At 59.5% G+C, this 16604-nt stretch carries 15 protein-coding genes; all 15 read left to right on the top strand.

The window, feature by feature from the left end; genetic code table 11:
* The first annotated feature begins 46 nt into the window (after positions 1-46).
* Complete coding sequence (locus AC3IT6_RS07410; RefSeq protein ID WP_489354760.1) at positions 47-2971, top strand: TIGR00180 family glycosyltransferase; 2925 nt, start codon at positions 47-49, stop codon at positions 2969-2971.
* Positions 2972-3097: 126 nt separating this feature from the next.
* Positions 3098-4288, top strand: coding sequence for a UDP-4-amino-4,6-dideoxy-N-acetyl-beta-L-altrosamine transaminase (pseC, locus tag AC3IT6_RS07415; protein WP_489354761.1), 1191 nt, complete (start codon positions 3098-3100; stop codon positions 4286-4288).
* Complete coding sequence (locus AC3IT6_RS07420; RefSeq protein WP_489354762.1) at positions 4288-4908, top strand: pseudaminic acid biosynthesis-associated methylase; 621 nt, start codon at positions 4288-4290, stop codon at positions 4906-4908. The genes pseC and AC3IT6_RS07420 overlap by 1 nt, the downstream gene beginning before the upstream one ends.
* Complete coding sequence (pseF, locus tag AC3IT6_RS07425; protein ID WP_489354763.1) at positions 4905-5612, top strand: pseudaminic acid cytidylyltransferase; 708 nt, start codon at positions 4905-4907, stop codon at positions 5610-5612. The genes AC3IT6_RS07420 and pseF overlap by 4 nt, the downstream gene beginning before the upstream one ends.
* Positions 5609-7114, top strand: coding sequence for a UDP-2,4-diacetamido-2,4,6-trideoxy-beta-L-altropyranose hydrolase (pseG, locus tag AC3IT6_RS07430; RefSeq protein ID WP_489354764.1), 1506 nt, complete (start codon positions 5609-5611; stop codon positions 7112-7114). Before pseF ends, pseG begins: the two co-directional genes overlap by 4 nt.
* Positions 7107-8159: a pseudaminic acid synthase gene (gene pseI, locus AC3IT6_RS07435; protein ID WP_489354765.1), complete on the top strand. Its 1053-nt coding sequence runs from the start codon at positions 7107-7109 to the stop codon at positions 8157-8159. The genes pseG and pseI overlap by 8 nt, the downstream gene beginning before the upstream one ends.
* Before the next feature lie 226 nt (positions 8160-8385).
* Positions 8386-9312 carry a ketoacyl-ACP synthase III gene (locus tag AC3IT6_RS07440; protein ID WP_150724451.1) on the top strand — a complete coding sequence of 309 codons (927 nt, stop codon included), beginning with the start codon at positions 8386-8388 and terminating at the stop codon, positions 9310-9312.
* A gap of 90 nt (positions 9313-9402) precedes the next feature.
* Positions 9403-10695, top strand: a complete 1293-nt coding sequence (locus AC3IT6_RS07445) for a motility associated factor glycosyltransferase family protein (protein WP_489354766.1) — start codon at positions 9403-9405, stop codon at positions 10693-10695.
* Positions 10692-10958 carry a hypothetical protein gene (locus AC3IT6_RS07450; RefSeq protein ID WP_150724453.1) on the top strand — a complete coding sequence of 89 codons (267 nt, stop codon included), beginning with the start codon at positions 10692-10694 and terminating at the stop codon, positions 10956-10958. Before AC3IT6_RS07445 ends, AC3IT6_RS07450 begins: the two co-directional genes overlap by 4 nt.
* A gap of 242 nt (positions 10959-11200) precedes the next feature.
* Positions 11201-12052, top strand: a complete 852-nt coding sequence (locus tag AC3IT6_RS07455) for a flagellin domain-containing protein (protein ID WP_057715895.1) — start codon at positions 11201-11203, stop codon at positions 12050-12052.
* Between the two features lie 72 nt (positions 12053-12124).
* Positions 12125-12478, top strand: a complete 354-nt coding sequence (locus AC3IT6_RS07460) for a flagellar protein FlaG (protein ID WP_489354767.1) — start codon at positions 12125-12127, stop codon at positions 12476-12478.
* An 82-nt stretch (positions 12479-12560) separates the two neighbouring features.
* On the top strand, positions 12561-13997 hold the full coding sequence (fliD, locus tag AC3IT6_RS07465) for a flagellar filament capping protein FliD (RefSeq protein ID WP_489354768.1): 1437 nt from the start codon (positions 12561-12563) through the stop codon (positions 13995-13997).
* Positions 13998-14126: 129 nt separating this feature from the next.
* Positions 14127-14522 (top strand): flagellar export chaperone FliS, encoded by a 396-nt coding sequence (gene fliS, locus AC3IT6_RS07470; RefSeq protein ID WP_151213381.1) that lies wholly within the window; start codon positions 14127-14129, stop codon positions 14520-14522.
* A 10-nt stretch (positions 14523-14532) separates the two neighbouring features.
* Complete coding sequence (gene fliT, locus AC3IT6_RS07475; protein WP_015096255.1) at positions 14533-14829, top strand: flagellar protein FliT; 297 nt, start codon at positions 14533-14535, stop codon at positions 14827-14829.
* A 172-nt stretch (positions 14830-15001) separates the two neighbouring features.
* A complete protein-coding gene (locus AC3IT6_RS07480) occupies positions 15002-16477 on the top strand; it encodes a sigma-54 dependent transcriptional regulator (protein ID WP_223441156.1) in 1476 nt (491 codons plus the stop codon).
* Positions 16478-16604: the final 127 nt, after the last annotated feature.

Here is a 16604-nt window from a genome sequence, read left to right on the forward strand (position 1 = left end):
AGACATCGTTGGGTTTTTTCGGCGATTCGCCGTTGTGGGGAAATGTATGCAAGGCAAGAACAATTCTGAACACGGGTTGGCACTCAACGAACAGTTGACCGTGGTGCTGATGTCTCACGAGCGGCCGGCATTTTTGCGCCGGGCGGCACGTTTCTACAGCGGCTTGCCTTGCAGGATTCTGGTGCTGGACTCTTCGACCGAAGGCCAGCCAAGCCTGGCCGGGCAGTTTGAAAATGTGGATTACCAGCATGTCCCGCAGTTTGGCTACTGGGGCGTTCGCGCCAAGCTGGCCTTTGGCGTGGAGCAAGTGACCACACCGTTCATGGTGTTCGCCGCCGACGATGACTTCCATGTGCATGATGCCCTGCGCGCCGCCGTGGCATTCATGGAGGCCAATCCCGACTACGGCCTGTGTCACGGTTACAGCATGATGTACCTGTCGCAACCCAACAGTGTCAGCTACTTTCGGCGTGACAAGAAGGTTTGCGAAGACTATTCGTCCGAGCACGCCGAGGAACGTGTGCTCAATTACATGCACCAGTACCTGCCGCCTTTTTATGCCGTACAGCGCACCGACCTGGTACGTGACTGGTATCAGGTGATGCCTCGGGATACGTCCTTCCAATGGCAGGAAATCGGTCACACGTACTACATGCTGGCGCGGGGCAAGGCGCGGATTCTGCCGATCCCGTATGTGGTGCGGGAGATGAACTACGGGTACTCGGACCACAACACCGAGATCTTTCACACGCTGGCGCATACCGATGCCAAGACGGTCGCCGAGCGTGAAGCCTTTGCCGATTTCCTCTTCGGGCTACCGACTCACGTTCAAAACGAAGACCCGGAGCAAGGCCGGCAGTTCGCGCTGCAAAGCTTTGAAGCCCTGGCCGATAGCTTGCGCACCGGTCGCGCACTGACCACCGAGCTGATTATCGAGTCCGCATGGACGAGTGTCGAGAAAGGCCCAGGGCGCCGTTTCGGCCCCAAGCAATACGTCGAAATGCCGTTCTACAATCAGCAGTTTTTCGATCAGTTGACCCAGTTCGAATTCCTGTTGCACGCCATGCCGGCCGGTCGCGTTCAGTTGGCAGGCCTGGAGGGTATCTGGACCCGTCAGCAGAGCCTGATGCTGGCGCGCAACAATGACACGCCGGAAAGTGTGGTCGACCGTTTGTGGCAGGCCCACGACAGCAACGTGTTCAATCGCGTGGTGGTCAAGCGTCTGGCGGCTCAGTTGGAATTGCTGGGTGAAGACGAAGAGGCTCAGACCCTGCGCGACTGGGCTGCACGTCTGGAGGCGGTGTCGGTCGAGGGTAATCGTGCAACGTTCGACAAGATGCTCTCCGGTCGTTTGCTCAAGTGGCTTGCGCCCCGTCAGCCCGATGCCCATGAGGCAGAGTCGATCGCCCAGCACCTGGCGGCCAACGACGGCGGCCCGCAGTTCGGGATCTTCCTGCTGGACCTGGATAACGATATCGACAAGCTGCAAGTCTCTCTCGACAGCCTGCTCGAAGGCCACGGCAAGGCGTTCAAAATCGTGGTCTTCACCACCGGTGAAGCACCGGCGGCGACCACGGCGCAGAACACTCTGCACTTTGTCCGTGTCACCCAAAGCAATTACGTCGACAAGCTGAACCAGAGCGCTCGTCAGTCGCCTTGCGACTGGTTGATGCTGGCTGAAGCCGGCGACGAATTCACCGCCGGTGGTCTGTTGCGTGCCAGCCTGGAACTGTTGTCTGCCGCGGACTGCCGTGCCGTCGCTACCGACGAAATCCAGCGCACCGCCGAAGGCGCATTGGTGGACGTGTTCCGCCCTGGCTTCAATCTGGATTTGCTGCAAAGCCTGCCGGCCTTGATGGCGCGTCACTGGTTGATCCGTCGGGAAGTGTTCCTTGAAGTCGGCGGCTACCAGCCTGACTTCAGCAAGGCCCTGGAATTCGACCTGTTATTGCGCATCATCGAGCAGGGTGGCCTCAACGGGCTGGCCCACCTGGATGAGCCGCTGGTGATTGCCCGGGCGCCGGCGCTGGTAGAAAACACCGATGAGCGCCTGGCGTTGTTGCGCCACCTGGGTAATCGCGGCTACAAGGCCAAGATCACTTCGACGGTGTCGGGTACTTATCAGATCGATTACCGCCACACCGAGCGTCCGCTGGTGTCGATCATCCTGCCGGCCGGGGATGACCTGGTGGCGCTGCAACAGTGCCTGCAAGCTGTGTTGCTGCGTACCCGCTACATCCAGTACGAAGTGCTGATTGCGGCCAACCCGAATCAGTCAGCCGAGGTCAATGACTGGCTCGGTACTTACCAGCATCCAAAAGTCAGCGTGCTGCGTGCCGACCAGACCCAGAGCGACGCGGCGTTGTACAACGCGGCCAGCCAGCAGGCGCAGGGCGAGTACCTGGTGCTGTTGGCCGCCGACAGTGAAGTGGTCAACCCGAACTGGCTTGAATCGCTGCTCAATCACGCCCAGCGTCCGGAAGTCGGCGTGGTCGGTCCCAAGTTGATCGACCGCGACGGCAAGGTTACCCAGGCCGGGCTGATTCTCGGCATGAACGGTGGTGTGGGCTCAGCCTTTGTCGGTGAAAAACACGACGCCGAAGGTTACCTGCACCGGTTGGCGCTGGAGCAGAACTACTCGGCGGTGTCGAAGGTGTGCCTGATGGTGCGTAAAGCGTTGTTTGACGAACTGGACGGTCTGGACAGCGTGACCTTCGCCGACGGCTTCAGTGATGTCGATCTGTGCCTGCGGGCCGGTCAGGCCGGTTACCTCACCGTGTGGACGCCGCTGGTACAGGTCATTCATTCGGGTGCAGTGCCACAGGTGCCGCAGGCCCTCGATGCGCTGCGTGACAAGTGGGCGGCAGCCTTTGCCCAGGACCAGGCCTATAACGCCAATCTGGCCTTGAGCGGCAAAGGCTTTGCCCTGGGCGAAAGTGCTTCGGTGAACTGGGCGCAGATGCTCGGCTAGGCCCGGCGAAAAGCTATAAGGGATTCAAGGCATGTTCAATGGTAATTCGATTTTCATCGCAGGCCGGACCGGTTCGTTCGAGCGTCAGATCATCCGGGACGCGCTGGTGCGTGTCTGGTTGCCAACATGATTCCTTACGCTCGGCAAAGCCTCGATCAGGCGGACATCGACGCCGTGGTCGGTGTATTGCAGTCTGACTGGCTGACCCAGGGGCCGACCATCGAGCGCTTCGAGCGCGCGATGGCCGAACGCTGCGAGGCCGGTTTTGCCGTGGCGGTGTGCAATGCCACGGCGGCCCTGCACATCGCTTGCCTGGCGGCGGGGCTCGGCCCGGGCGATTGGCTGTGGACGACACCGAACACTTTTCTCGCCTCGGCAAACTGTGGTCGCTACTGCGGTGCCGAGGTGGATTTTGTCGATATCGATCCGCTGACCTGGAACCTCGATGCCGCTGCGCTGGCCGTCAAGCTGGAACGGGCCGAGCGTGAAGGCCGGTTGCCGAAAGTCCTGGTGGCCGTAGCGTTCTCCGGGCAGAGCTGCGACATGCGCAGGATTGCCGCACTGGCCAGGCGATACGGCATTACGGTGATCGAAGACGCGGCCCATGCCGCTGGTGCGTCCTACGCCGGGCGCCCGGTGGGTTGTGGCGAGTTTGCCGCGATGACCGTGTTCAGCTTTCATCCGGTGAAGATCATCACCAGTGCCGAGGGCGGCATGGTGATGACCAACAGCCCGCAACTCGCCGAGCGTTTGCAACGCTTGCGCAGCCACGGCATGACCCGGGATCCGCAGCAAATGACCGGACCCAGCCACGGCCCCTGGTACTACGAGCAGGTGGAACTGGGCTTCAACTACCGCATTACCGACCTGCAAGCGGCCCTTGGTTTGTCGCAGTTGAGCAAACTGGATGAGTTCATCGAGCGTCGGCGTGAGCTGGCGGCGCGTTATGAGCGCTTGCTGGCGTATTTGCCGCTGACCCTGCCCGGTGCACAACCGGAGGCCGAGTCGTCATGGCATCTGTATGTGGTGCGCCTGCAACTCGATCAGATCAGCCTCACTCATCGTGAGGTGTTCGAGGGCTTGCGAGCTGCCGGGGTCGGTGTGAACCTGCACTACATTCCCGTACATTTGCAGCCTTACTATCGTGATCTCGGGTTCGCCGAAGGTGATTTTCCGCAGGCCGAACGTTACTACGCCGAAGCCATCAGCCTGCCGTTGTACCCGTTGCTCAGTGATGAACAACAGGACTACGTGGTCGAGCAGATGCGGCAGCTGATCGAAATAATCCAGCCATTGCGGCGCGTGGGAAATGTGTGATGCGTGAACTGACCGAACAGGAAACATTCTGGCAGGGCGAATTCGGCAACCAGTACGTTGAGCGCAATCTCGGGCAGCCGCTGGTGGCCGCCAACCTGGCGTTGTTCGCCAAGGCACTGACCCGGGTCGGGCACATCGACAGCCTGGTGGAACTGGGCACCAATGCCGGCAACAACCTGCAGGCACTGCGTCAGCTGTTGCCGCGCTGCGAATTGTTCGGCGTGGAGATCAATGCCAGTGCCTGTGCCGCGGCCCGGGCGTTGGGTATTGCACAGATCTGGCAGGGTTCGCTGTTCGATTTCCCCCGGAAACGCACCTTCGACCTGACCCTGAGCAAAGGCGTGCTGATTCACCTGGCGCCGGAGTTGCTGCCGGCCGCGTACGCGCAACTGTATGAGCTGAGCCAGCGCTACATACTGATCGCCGAGTACTACAACCCGGCGCCGGTCGAGGTCCCGTATCGCGGCAACAGCGGCAAGTTGTTCAAGCGCGATTTTGCCGGTGAAATGCTCGATCGCTATGACGACCTGCAACTGGTCGACTACGGTTTCGGTTACCACCGCGATCGGCAATTCCCGGTGGATGACATCACCTGGTTTGTCCTGGAAAAACGCCGTTGAACAACGTCGCCATTATCCCGGCCCGCGGTGGTAGCAAACGTATACCCCGCAAGAACCTCAAGCCGTTCGCCGGTGTGCCGATGATTGCCCGCTCGATTCAGGTAGCCCTGGAGTCCGGGTTGTTTTCCCGGGTGGTGGTCAGCACCGACGACGAGGAAATCGCCGGGCTGGCGCGGGACTGTGGCGCCCAGGTGCCCTTCATGCGCCCGGCGGTACTGGCCGATGATTTCACGGGGACCGCCGCGGTGATCGCCCATGCCCTGAAAGCCTTGGGTGAACAGGGTGATAAGTTTGATCATGCCTGTTGCATCTACGCGACCGCGCCGTTGTTGCAATCGCGATTTCTTGCCCAGGGGCTGAGCCTGCTGGAACAGCATCCCGACAAGTCTTTCGCCTTCTCGGTGTGCGACTTCGGTTTCCCGGTTCAGCGAGCCCTGACCCTTGATGATCACGGTGCATTGACGGCACTGTATCCGCAGTATCGCGATACCCGCTCCCAGGATTTGTCGATCGCCTTTCAGGATGCCGGGCAGTTCTACTGGGGCCGCAGCGATGCCTGGCTGCGGGGCGAAGTGCTGTATTCGCCGTACAGCCTGCCGGTCATCCTGCCGCGGCATCTGGTGCAGGACATCGACACACCGCAGGACTGGAAACGCGCGGAGTACCTGTATGCCGCGCTCAAAGCCGGAGGTGAGCTGCAATGAGAGTGCTGATTCGTTCCGACGCCTCGCCGACCATCGGCAGCGGCCACATCGCGCGCTGCCTGTGCCTGGCCCGGGTATTGCGCAGGCAGGGCAGTCATGTGGCTTTCGCCTGTCGCCTGTTACCAGGGCATCGGCTGGAGGCACTGCGGGCCGAAGGTTTCGAAACCTTCGCGCTGCCCGAGCGCTACAGCGATGAAGACCCGCAGCAAGCCATCGAATCCATGCTGCCCTGGCAGGCGGACATCGCTGCGCTCGAGCCGTTGCTGGAGCTCCAGCCGGCGTTTGACTGGATCATTGTCGATCACTACGGCCTCGATCATCACTGGCAGACGGCTGCGCGGCGCTGGGCGCCACGGATCGCCGTGGTGGATGACCTCGCCACGCGGACCTACAGCGCTGACTTGCTGCTGAACCAGAATCTCTCGGGCACGCCAGTGGCTTATACGTCGCTGCTGGCGCCAGGCTGCCGGACATTGTTCGGCCCCCGGTTTGCCATGTTGCGCGACGAGTTCTGTTGCCCGGCCATCGAAATCAAGCCCCAGGCCCGGCGTGTGCTGGTGAATTTCGGCGGTTTCGACGCAGCCATGCAGACCTATCATGCGATGCAGGCGCTGGCGGACTTTGCCGGGCTGGAAGTCGATTTTGTCGCCGGTGCGGGTAATCCGGCCTGGGCACAGATGCAGGTGATGGCGGCGAGTCGCCCGCATTGGCGCCTGCACAGTTTTGTCAGCGACTTTTATCGATTGATGACCGAAGCCGACCTGTTTGTCGGGGCGGGTGGCGGCACCAGTTGGGAGCGGGCGGCCATGGGACTGCCGACGATTTGCATTGCAGTATCGAACAACCAGCAGGCCAACGGCGAGGTCATGGCGGCCGCGGGCGCCCATGTGTTCATGGGCGCTCGCGAGCAGGTCAGTGTCGAGCAGCTGCGCCTGGCCATTGGCTTTGTCGCGGGTAACCAGGGTCTGCGCCAGAGCCTGGCGCAACAATCTCGACTGTTGGTCGATGGTCGTGGCGCGCAGCGGGTAGCGGCTGCGCTGGCCGGCGCGGTGCTGAGGATGCGCCCGGCAACCCCGGGTGATGCGCAGCTGTTGTTCGACGGGCGCAACACCGAGGCCGTGCGCCGCTGGTCGCTGGAGACCGGCGTGATCGAATGGCCCGCGCATCAGAACTGGCTGACGGCGAGCCTGAGCAATCCCCGGCGGCTGTTGTTGATTGCAGAGGCCGATGACGGCCCGGTCGGTGTGCTGCGTTATGACCTGCGTGGTTTTACCGCCGAGGTGTCGATTTATCTGTTCGAAGGCCGGTTCGGCCTGGGCTGGGGCAGGGCGCTGCTGGACCGTGGGGAGGACGTTGTGAAGGCTCACTGGCCAGAACTGGAGTCGCTCACCGCCCAGGTGTTGCCCGCTAACCAGCCGTCGCTGAAGGTCTTTCGCGAAGCCGGTTTTACCCAGAGTGCCTGCGCGTTCACGCGCGTATTGAAGGATCACGCAGATGACTAGCTTCAAGATTGGCGAGCGCCTGATCGGTGCCGATGCGCCGCCTTTCATCATTGCCGAGATGAGCGGCAACCATAACCAGTCCCTGGACATGGCGCTGCAAATCGTCGAGGCCGCGGCCAAGGCCGGTGCCCATGCGTTGAAGCTGCAGACCTACACCGCCGACACCATGACCCTGGACCTGGCCGAGGGCGAGTTTTTCATCAAGGACCCGAACAGCCTGTGGGCCGGTACTTCGTTGTACGCGTTGTACGAAAAGGCCCACACGCCCTGGGAATGGCATGCGCCGATTTTCGCTCGCGCCAGGGAACTGGGCCTGCTGGCGTTCTCCACGCCATTCGATGACAGCGCCGTGGACTTCCTCGAAAGCCTCGACGTGCCGGCCTACAAGATCGCCAGTTTCGAAAACACCGACCTGCCGCTGATACGCCGGGTGGCCGCGACGGGCAAGCCGCTGATCATTTCCACCGGCATGGCCAGCCTCGCCGAACTCGATGAAACCGTGCGCACCGCCCGCGAGGCCGGGTGCAAGGATCTGGTGCTGCTCAAATGCACCAGCACCTATCCGGCATCACCCACGAACAGCAACCTGCGCACGATTGCGCATTTGCGCGAATTGTTCGATTGCCAGGTGGGGCTGTCCGATCACTCCATGGGCGTCGGTGTGTCCGTGGCGGCGGTCGCACTGGGGGCAACGGTGGTGGAAAAGCATTTCACCCTCGACCGTGCGGCGGGTGGCGTCGACGCCAGTTTCTCGCTGGAGCCTTCCGAACTGGCCAGCCTGGTGATCGAAACCGAGCGCGCCTGGCAAGCCATGGGGCAGGTGCATTACGGCGTCACCGAGGCTGAGCGCCAATCCCTGGTGTACCGTCGGTCGTTGTATGTGACCCGGGACATGGAGGCCGGTGAGCCCTTCGACGGGACAAATCTGAGAGCCATCCGTCCGGGGCTCGGGCTGGCGCCCAAGCATGCGCAAAGCCTCCTGAAACGCCGTGCCCGTCAGGCCATCAAGCGTGGAACACCGCTGGACTGGTCGTTGGTCGAATGACCCGTTGCCGGGCTGATTCGGCAAAATAGCGTGACCTGCGAGTCAGAACGGGCATCTTCACTGTATTGTATTGACCGGGAAGACGGCGCCTGACCCTTTATCGGGTTCAGTGATGGCCCTTTATGCTTCCCGGCCGTCGCCTTGGGGTGGCGGAAATCCAGGTATGTCGGCGCCCCTCGATTGCTGCGAGTGGTGGTATTGGGCTGTTTATTATTGGGAAGCCGTAATGATTGGCATAAAGAGCATTGCGAGCTACGTTCCTGTAGCCGGCGTGGACAATTACGCACAAGGTGCAAAATTCGAGAAGGATGAAGAATTCATCCTGGGCAAGATCGGTTCGGCTTTCCTGCCGCGCAAGGGCGTTGATCAGGAAACTTCCGATCTGTGCGTTGAAGCGGCCAATGCGCTGTTTGCCAGCAACCCTGATCTGAAACGTGAATCCATCGATGCGTTGATCGTCGTCACCCAGAACGGTGACGAAGAAGGCCTGCCGCATACCGCGGCCATCGTGCAGGACAAACTCGGCCTGCCGACCAGCGTCGCCGCGTTCGATATTTCCCTGGGCTGTTCCGGTTACGTCTACGGCATCTATGCGATCAAGGGCTTCATGGAAGCCGCTGGCCTGAAGAACGGCCTGCTGATCACGGCCGACCCGTATTCGAAGATCGTCGACCCCGAAGACCGCAACACCACCATGCTGTTCGGCGATGCGGCCACGGCTACCTGGATGGGTGATAACCCGACCTGGGCACTGGGCAAGGCCAAGTTCGGCACCGATGGTTCCGGCGCTCCACATTTGAAAGTCACCGACGGTGTGTTCTTCATGAACGGTCGCCAGGTGTTCAACTTCGCACTGCTCAAGGTGCCGGCACATTTGCATGAGTTGCTCGGCGAGTCGCAACTGAGCGCCGACGACATCGATGCGTTCTGCATTCACCAGGGCAGCGCGGCGATTGTCGATGCAGTCGCGCGACGCTTCGAAGAGTGCCCGCAGAAGTTCATCAAGGACATGGTCGAAACCGGTAACACGGTGTCGTCGAGCATTCCATTGCTGCTGGAAAAGCATATTCTCGATTCCGAATGGAAGCGCGTTGCGCTCAGCGGTTTCGGTGTGGGGCTGTCATGGGGTTCGGCGATCATCTATCGCCCTTGAGTGAAAGTCCTTCAATAAAAAGGCCGGTACAAAAAAGCGCTCAAGGGTTAACCTTGAGCGCTTTTTTGCTTGTAAGGAATGCGAGGTAGCATGAGCGAATGCTTTGAAGACAATGCTCAGGTTATCCAGCGGCGCTGGCCGTCGCTGTATGCGCGATTGAAAACGGAAGATCGCCTGGCCGTCGAGGTCGACCTGATCGAGGGGCGGGACTCGACGTTGTGTGTGGGTGGCATCCAGCTCACCAGTCGTCATGGTCGCCTGCACGAGGCCCGCCTGCAGGCCGCCAGCCTCCCGCTCGACAAGCCACAGCTGCACGTTTACGGCACCGGTTTCGGGGATCTTCCTTCAGTTTTGCTGGAGCGCACCGGGCTTGAGAAGCTCTATGTCCATATCCTCAACGGCGCGCTTTTCGCACTGGTGTTGCAGCTGATCGATCAGCGTCAGTGGCTGGGCGATCCGCGTGTGCAATTGCTCTACGCCGGCGATCTGTCCGACATATTCACACCGTTTTTTGCCTTGCCCGCCGAAATGCTGCTGGCCGATGACTACAGTGCGAAGATCCGTGATCGCCTGGTCAGTGAAGTGCACTTGAGTTTCAACAATCGTGATTTCGACCCGCAGTCGCCGGTCATTCTGCAGCGTCTGCAGGACACCCTCGGACTACTGCTTGCCGACGACGATGTGGCTCGGCTGTTTGGCACTTGTCCCGAGCGTGAGGTTTATGTGATTGCCACCGGGCCTAGCCTGGAAGGGAATTTCGAGCGCTTGGCAGCGGTGCGCAACCAGTCCCCGCGACCTCTGTTCATTTGTGTCGATACGGCCTACAAGCCCCTTCGCGAGCACGGAATCACGCCTGACCTGGTCGTGAGCATCGACCAGCGCATCAGCGTGCTGCACCTGCCCGGTGAAGCGTCCGAGGATATTGCGCTGGTGTACTTGCCATTGAGCGATCCACAAATGCTCAATGCCTGGAAAGGCAAGCGTTACAGTGGTTACTCCGCAAGCCCGATCTACGCCACGTTGCGCGAACAGCATCCCCGTGCACTGCTGAACGTGGGCGGCAGCGTGATTCACCCGGCCGTGGATCTGGCGGTGAAGATGGGCGCGCAGCGCATCACGCTTTTCGGCGCCGACTTTGCCTTTCCAATGAACCGGACCCACACCGGCTGGAACGATGGTGACCTGGGGCCGCCGGTGAATCAGGCCAAATACTGGGTGCACGATGGTCACGGCCAGAAGGTCAAGACGCAGTTGAATTTTCGCGGCTATCTGTGCGAGCTGGAACGTTACATTGCCAGGCATCCCCAGGTCCTTTTCCTCAACAGCAGTCGGGCAGGGGCAATGATTGCCGGTACGCAGTTCAATCAGGATTTCGTGCAATGAAGTCTCAAGCGAAAGGTATCGAGCAATACCGGCAATGCGCCGGATTGTTCCGCCTGGGGCGTGATGTCGAAGCGGCGTTGAACATGGTCGATCTGTTCGATGAGGCGCAGCGCCTGTTTTTGCAGGCGCCTCAGGACGTGCAGCAGGCGTGGGCATCCTTGCTCAGTCAAATGCTCGCCTGTCAGGAGCGCCAGGATTGGCTGGGGCTCGCCGATTTCATGGAGTATGAGTTGATCGAGCTGCTCGAAAACCTGCCGGACTGAGGGGCATCAACTGCTTTGGCACGGGCGTTTGCGGGCTGGACAGTTTTATGGCGTCATTTTTTCGTGGTTGAGGGGCGCTAAGCCCTTGTTTTCTCGGGGGTGGCAGGGTGATGGCATTTTTTTTAAAAAAAGCCCTCAAGCAACCTGCCAACCCGACGATAACTATTACGAAGGTTCTCTAGGCCATACCCGGCGGTTGCCAGGGCCGGAAGCCGCAGTACCCAACCAACGAGGAATTCGTCATGGCTTTAACAGTAAACACCAACACCACGTCGTTGAACGTTCAGAAGAACCTGAACCGTGCTACCGACGCTCTGTCGACTTCGATGGCTCGCCTGTCTTCCGGCCTGAAAATCAACAGCGCCAAAGACGACGCCGCTGGCCTGCAGATCGCAACTCGCATGGCCGCACAGATTCGTGGTGGCAACCAGGCAGTGCAGAACGCCAACGACGGTATCTCCGTTGCCCAGACCGCTGAAGGCGCGCTGCAAGCTTCGACCGACATTCTGCAGCGTATGCGTGAACTGGCTGTTAAAGCACGTAACGGTACCAACAGCACTGCTGACCAGACCGCTACCAACTCCGAATTCGCTCAGATGTCTGACGAAATCACTCGTATCTCTGCCTCTACCAACCTGAACGGCAAAAACCTGCTGGACGGTACGGCGGGTACCATGCAACTGCAAGTTGGCGCCAACACTGGCTCGGCCAACCGCATCGACCTGGTACTGAGCTCCAAGTTCGACGCCGTATCCCTGTCCGTAGGCAGCGGTACTGTTGTTCTGACCGGTGCGACTTCCGCGACCCTGTCTGCCAACATCGACAACGCGATCACCGCGATCGACGCTGCTCTGGCATCGATCAACGCCACCCGCGCAAACCTGGGTGCTTCGCAGAACCGTCTGACCAGCACCATCTCCAACCTGCAGAACATCGTGGAAAACACCACTGCTGCACAAGGCCGTGTACAAGACACCGACTTCGCCGCAGAAACCGCGAACCTGACCAAGCAGCAAACCCTGCAACAGGCTTCTACCTCGGTTCTGGCTCAAGCCAACCAACTGCCTTCCGCTGTACTGAAGCTGCTTCAGTAATTTCGGCATGAGTTTAAGCGGGGGAGTGTGCTGGTCACGCTCTCTCGCTTTTTACGTTAAGAGGTGATGGGCATGGAGATGAGCGTAAAGCTTGGCGTGTCTTATCCGGCTCCCCAGCCAGCGAGCGCTGTCTCGGATAAAGCGCCGGAAAAGCCTGAAGCCGCCAAAGTGACGCCAGTGGCGGATAAAAAAACGGATGTGGATGACGCCCATTTGAAGCAGGCGGTGCAGCAGATCGAAAAGTTCGTACAGTCGATCAAGCGCAATCTGGAGTTCTCGATAGACGAGCAATCCGGAAAGGTCGTCGTCAAAGTGATTGCAAGCGAAACGGGCGAAGTCGTGCGACAGATCCCCTCCGCAGAAGCCCTCAAGCTAGCGGAAAGCCTGAGCAATGCGAGTCACGTATTGTTCGACGCCAAGGTCTGATAGCTGGCATGAATAGTGTTTGTACGTTCTTGGGCGCAGGTATTGGTCAAAAGAGTGGCAGTAACCTGAAGGGAGACGAAAAATGGCAAGTCCAATTTTGCCGGGTACGGGCTTAGGTTCTGGCCTGGATATCGGTGCGATCGTCACTGCGCTGGTCAACGCCGACAAATCGGCGAAACAGACGCAGATCGATACTCAGACCAAAACCAACACGCTGAAGATTTCCGGTGTCGGTTCCCTGAAAAGCGCACTGACGGCCTTTCAGACGGCGCTGACCAATCTCGGTAGCAAGACCAACCCTGCGTTTGCCGGCTATGCCGCCACTTCGGGTACCCCGTCGATCCTGGGTGCAACTTCCGACAACACCGCCGTTGCCGGTACCTACAGCGTCGTTGTGAATAACCTGGCCACCAGCTCGAAAGTCGCCAGCGCTTCTTTTGCCGGCGGTGCCGCCAGTGCCATTCCGAGTGGTACTTTGAAAATCAGTCAGAATGGCACTGATTACGATGTCACGATTCCAGCCAATGCGACCTTGCAGAGCACCCGGGATGCCATCAACTCTGCGCAGGCGAGTAACGGTATTTCTGCCAACATCGTGACCGACAGCAGTGGTGCGTCGCGACTGGTGATCAGCTCCAGCAAGACTGGCGCGGGTTCCGACCTTACGGTCAGCGGTATCGCCGGCCTTGAAATCGACGGCACCCAACCGATGGGCGCTAACCCTTCGGCTTCCAGTTCGGGGGCTGTCAACGGGGTTGCGGTGGATGCATCGCTGACCATCGATGGCCTGGCAGTGACCAGCAAGAGCAATACGGTGACCGGCGCAGTCAGCGGTCTGACCCTGAACCTGGCGTCCGTGAGTCCGGGTACGCCGCCGGCTGCGGCGACCGTCACCGTCGCGACCAACACCTCCGGATTGCAAACATCGATCCAGTCGTTCATTGACTCTTACAACACCCTGATGAACACCATCAACTCCCTGTCCAAGGCGACAGCGGATGCCGATGGCAACCTGACGGTTCAGGCGGCGTTTACCGGCGACTCGATGTCGCGCACACTGATTTCCGATATCCGCGGTGTGCTGACGGCTCCCGGGGCGGGCGGTCCATTGGCCGTGCTGTCGCAGATCGGCGTGCTGACGAGCGAGAAAACGGGCAACCTGGCGTTCAACACCACGGCGTTCAACGAGAAGATGGCCATCAACGGCATGAGCGGCCAGATGCAGCAGTTGTTCAACGGTAGCAATGCTACCAACGGCCTGCTGGCGCGCATGGGCGCCGCAATCAAGCCTTATGTGCAGACGGGCGGGTTGCTGGACCAGCGCAATACCAACCTGCAGAGCGTGAGCAAGAACCTTTCAACTCAGCAGACTGCGTTGGACTTTCGTGTCGCCAACATGACCAAGACGTTGACCGCCAAATACAACGCAATGGACCTTTTGGTCGGGCAAATGAAGGCGACGGCGAGCAACATCACCTCATTCTTCACTTCCTTGAACGCCCAGAAGTCCAACAGCTAGTCATTAGTTGGCGATAAAAACCTGGCTACGCATTTTCGCGTGTGCCGGGTTTTTGTCTTTTGATCTAAAGTTTTCTGTCTTGCAGGCGATACTCTGGCTATACGAGTCATTGTGGTAATGAGGTAGAACATGAATCCAATGTTAGCCCTTCGGCAGTATCAGAAAGTGGGCGCGCACGCCCAGACGTCCGAAGCAAGTCCGCATCGTTTGGTGCAAATGCTCATGGAGGGTGGCCTGGACCGTATCGCTCAGGCCAAAGGTGCCCTGGAGCGCAAGGACATTCCCGGCAAGTGTGTGTCGATCAGCAAGGCGATCGGCATCATCGGTGGTTTGCGTGAAGGCCTGGATCTTGAAAAATGCGCCGATACCGTGGGCGAACTCGACAGCCTTTACATCTACATGATGAAGCGCCTGGCCGAGGCGAACATCAGCAGCGACCCGAGGATTCTCGATGAGGTCGCGGGCTTGCTGCGCACGGTGAAAGAAGGCTGGGACGGCATTGCTGCGCCAGGTCCGCAGTTCTAGGGAGATCGCCATGAGTCTTGTATTGCAGCGAATAGAACAAACTCGTGAAGCGCTGGTCGGTGCCTTGGCCGAGCGCGACTGGGAGGCCATCGGTCAATTGGACCTGGATTGCCGTTCCTGCATGGAAGACGTCTTGAGCGAGGCTTCGCTGGACGAAGAAGTTCTGCGCAGCAATCTTGAGGAGTTGCTGTATGTCTACAAGCAGCTACTTGAGGTAGCGATGGGGGAGAGGCAGGCGATAGTCGATGAAATGTCTCAGATCCAGCAAGCGCGGAACGCAGCAAAGGTTTACCATCTGTTTGGTTAATTAACCCCAAGTTAATCCAGATATGTGCGCCATAAATTTGACTGTGCGCGGTTTTTTGACTTAACTAGTGGCTGGTTCCAGATTTCAGTCGTCTTCAGGCATAACATGTCTGCAAGCGTCTAGCTTGCCCCAGCATTTTGGGCATTGAGTTGACTAGGGAAGTTGCTATTGCATGTGGCGTGAAACCAAAATTCTGCTGATCGATGACGATAGCGTCCGCCGCCGCGACCTGGCGGTGATTTTGAATTTTCTCGGCGAAGAAAATTTACCCTGTGGTAGCCATGACTGGCAGCAGGCTGTCGGCTCTTTGTCGTCAAGTCGTGAAGTAATCTGTGTCCTCATCGGGACGGTCAATGCTCCTGGTTCACTTCTGGGCTTGTTAAAGACACTCTCGACATGGGATGAGTTCCTTCCGGTTTTGTTAATGGGCGATAATTCTTCCATTGACCTCCCGGAAGACCAGCGTCGGCGAGTGCTTTCCACCCTCGAAATGCCGCCCAGCTACAGCAAATTGCTCGATTCGCTGCACCGTGCCCAGGTCTATCGCGAGATGTATGACCAGGCCCGTGAGCGCGGTCGTCATCGTGAACCCAATCTTTTCCGTAGCCTTGTCGGCACCAGCCGGGCGATTCAACACGTCCGCCAGATGATGCAGCAGGTCGCCGACACCGATGCCAGTGTGCTGATCCTCGGTGAGTCCGGCACCGGCAAGGAAGTGGTTGCGCGCAACTTGCATTACCATTCCAAGCGCCGCGAAGCGCCGTTCGTGCCGGTCAACTGCGGGGCGATCCCGGCCGAGTTGCTGGAAAGCGAATTGTTCGGCCATGAGAAGGGCGCCTTCACCGGGGCGATCACCAGCCGCGCCGGTCGATTCGAACTGGCCAACGGCGGCACCCTGTTCCTCGATGAAATCGGCGACATGCCGCTGCCGATGCAGGTCAAGTTGCTGCGCGTGTTGCAGGAGCGCACCTTCGAGCGCGTGGGCAGCAACAAGACCCAGAGCGTCGACGTGCGCATCATTGCGGCGACCCACAAGAATCTCGAAAGCATGATCGAGATCGGCACCTTCCGCGAAGACCTGTACTACCGTCTGAATGTGTTCCCGATCGAGATGGCGCCGCTGCGTGAGCGCGTCGAAGACATTCCGCTGCTGATGAACGAGCTGATCTCGCGCATGGAACACGAGAAGCGCGGTTCGATCCGTTTCAACTCGGCGGCGATCATGTCGCTGTGCCGGCATGGCTGGCCGGGCAACGTCCGCGAACTGGCCAACCTGGTGGAGCGCATGGCGATCATGCATCCATACGGCGTGATCGGCGTGGTCGAGTTGCCGAAGAAATTCCGCTACGTCGACGATGAAGACGAGCAAATGGTCGACAGCCTGCGTAGCGATCTGGAAGAACGCGTGGCCATCAACGGCCATACCCAGGACTTCTCCGCCAATGCCATGTTGCCGCCGGAAGGCCTGGACCTGAAGGACTATCTCGGTGGTCTGGAACAGGGGCTGATCCAGCAAGCGCTGGATGATGCCAACGGCATTGTGGCGCGCGCCGCTGAGCGCCTGCGCATCCGTCGTACCACGCTGGTGGAAAAGATGCGCAAGTACGGCATGAGCCGTCGTGATGGAGACGAGCAGGCGGATGATTGACGCCTGTTTTTCAACCTATTCATTTATAAGAAGTTTTTTTTAGGCACGGGTATTGCTACGTCCCTCGCAACGTTCCGTTTCACTGACGGTCAGCCAAGCGAGAGAGCACGATGCCCCAAGCCGCCCA

It is taken from the genome of Pseudomonas sp. KH_017 (assembly GCF_057840285.1).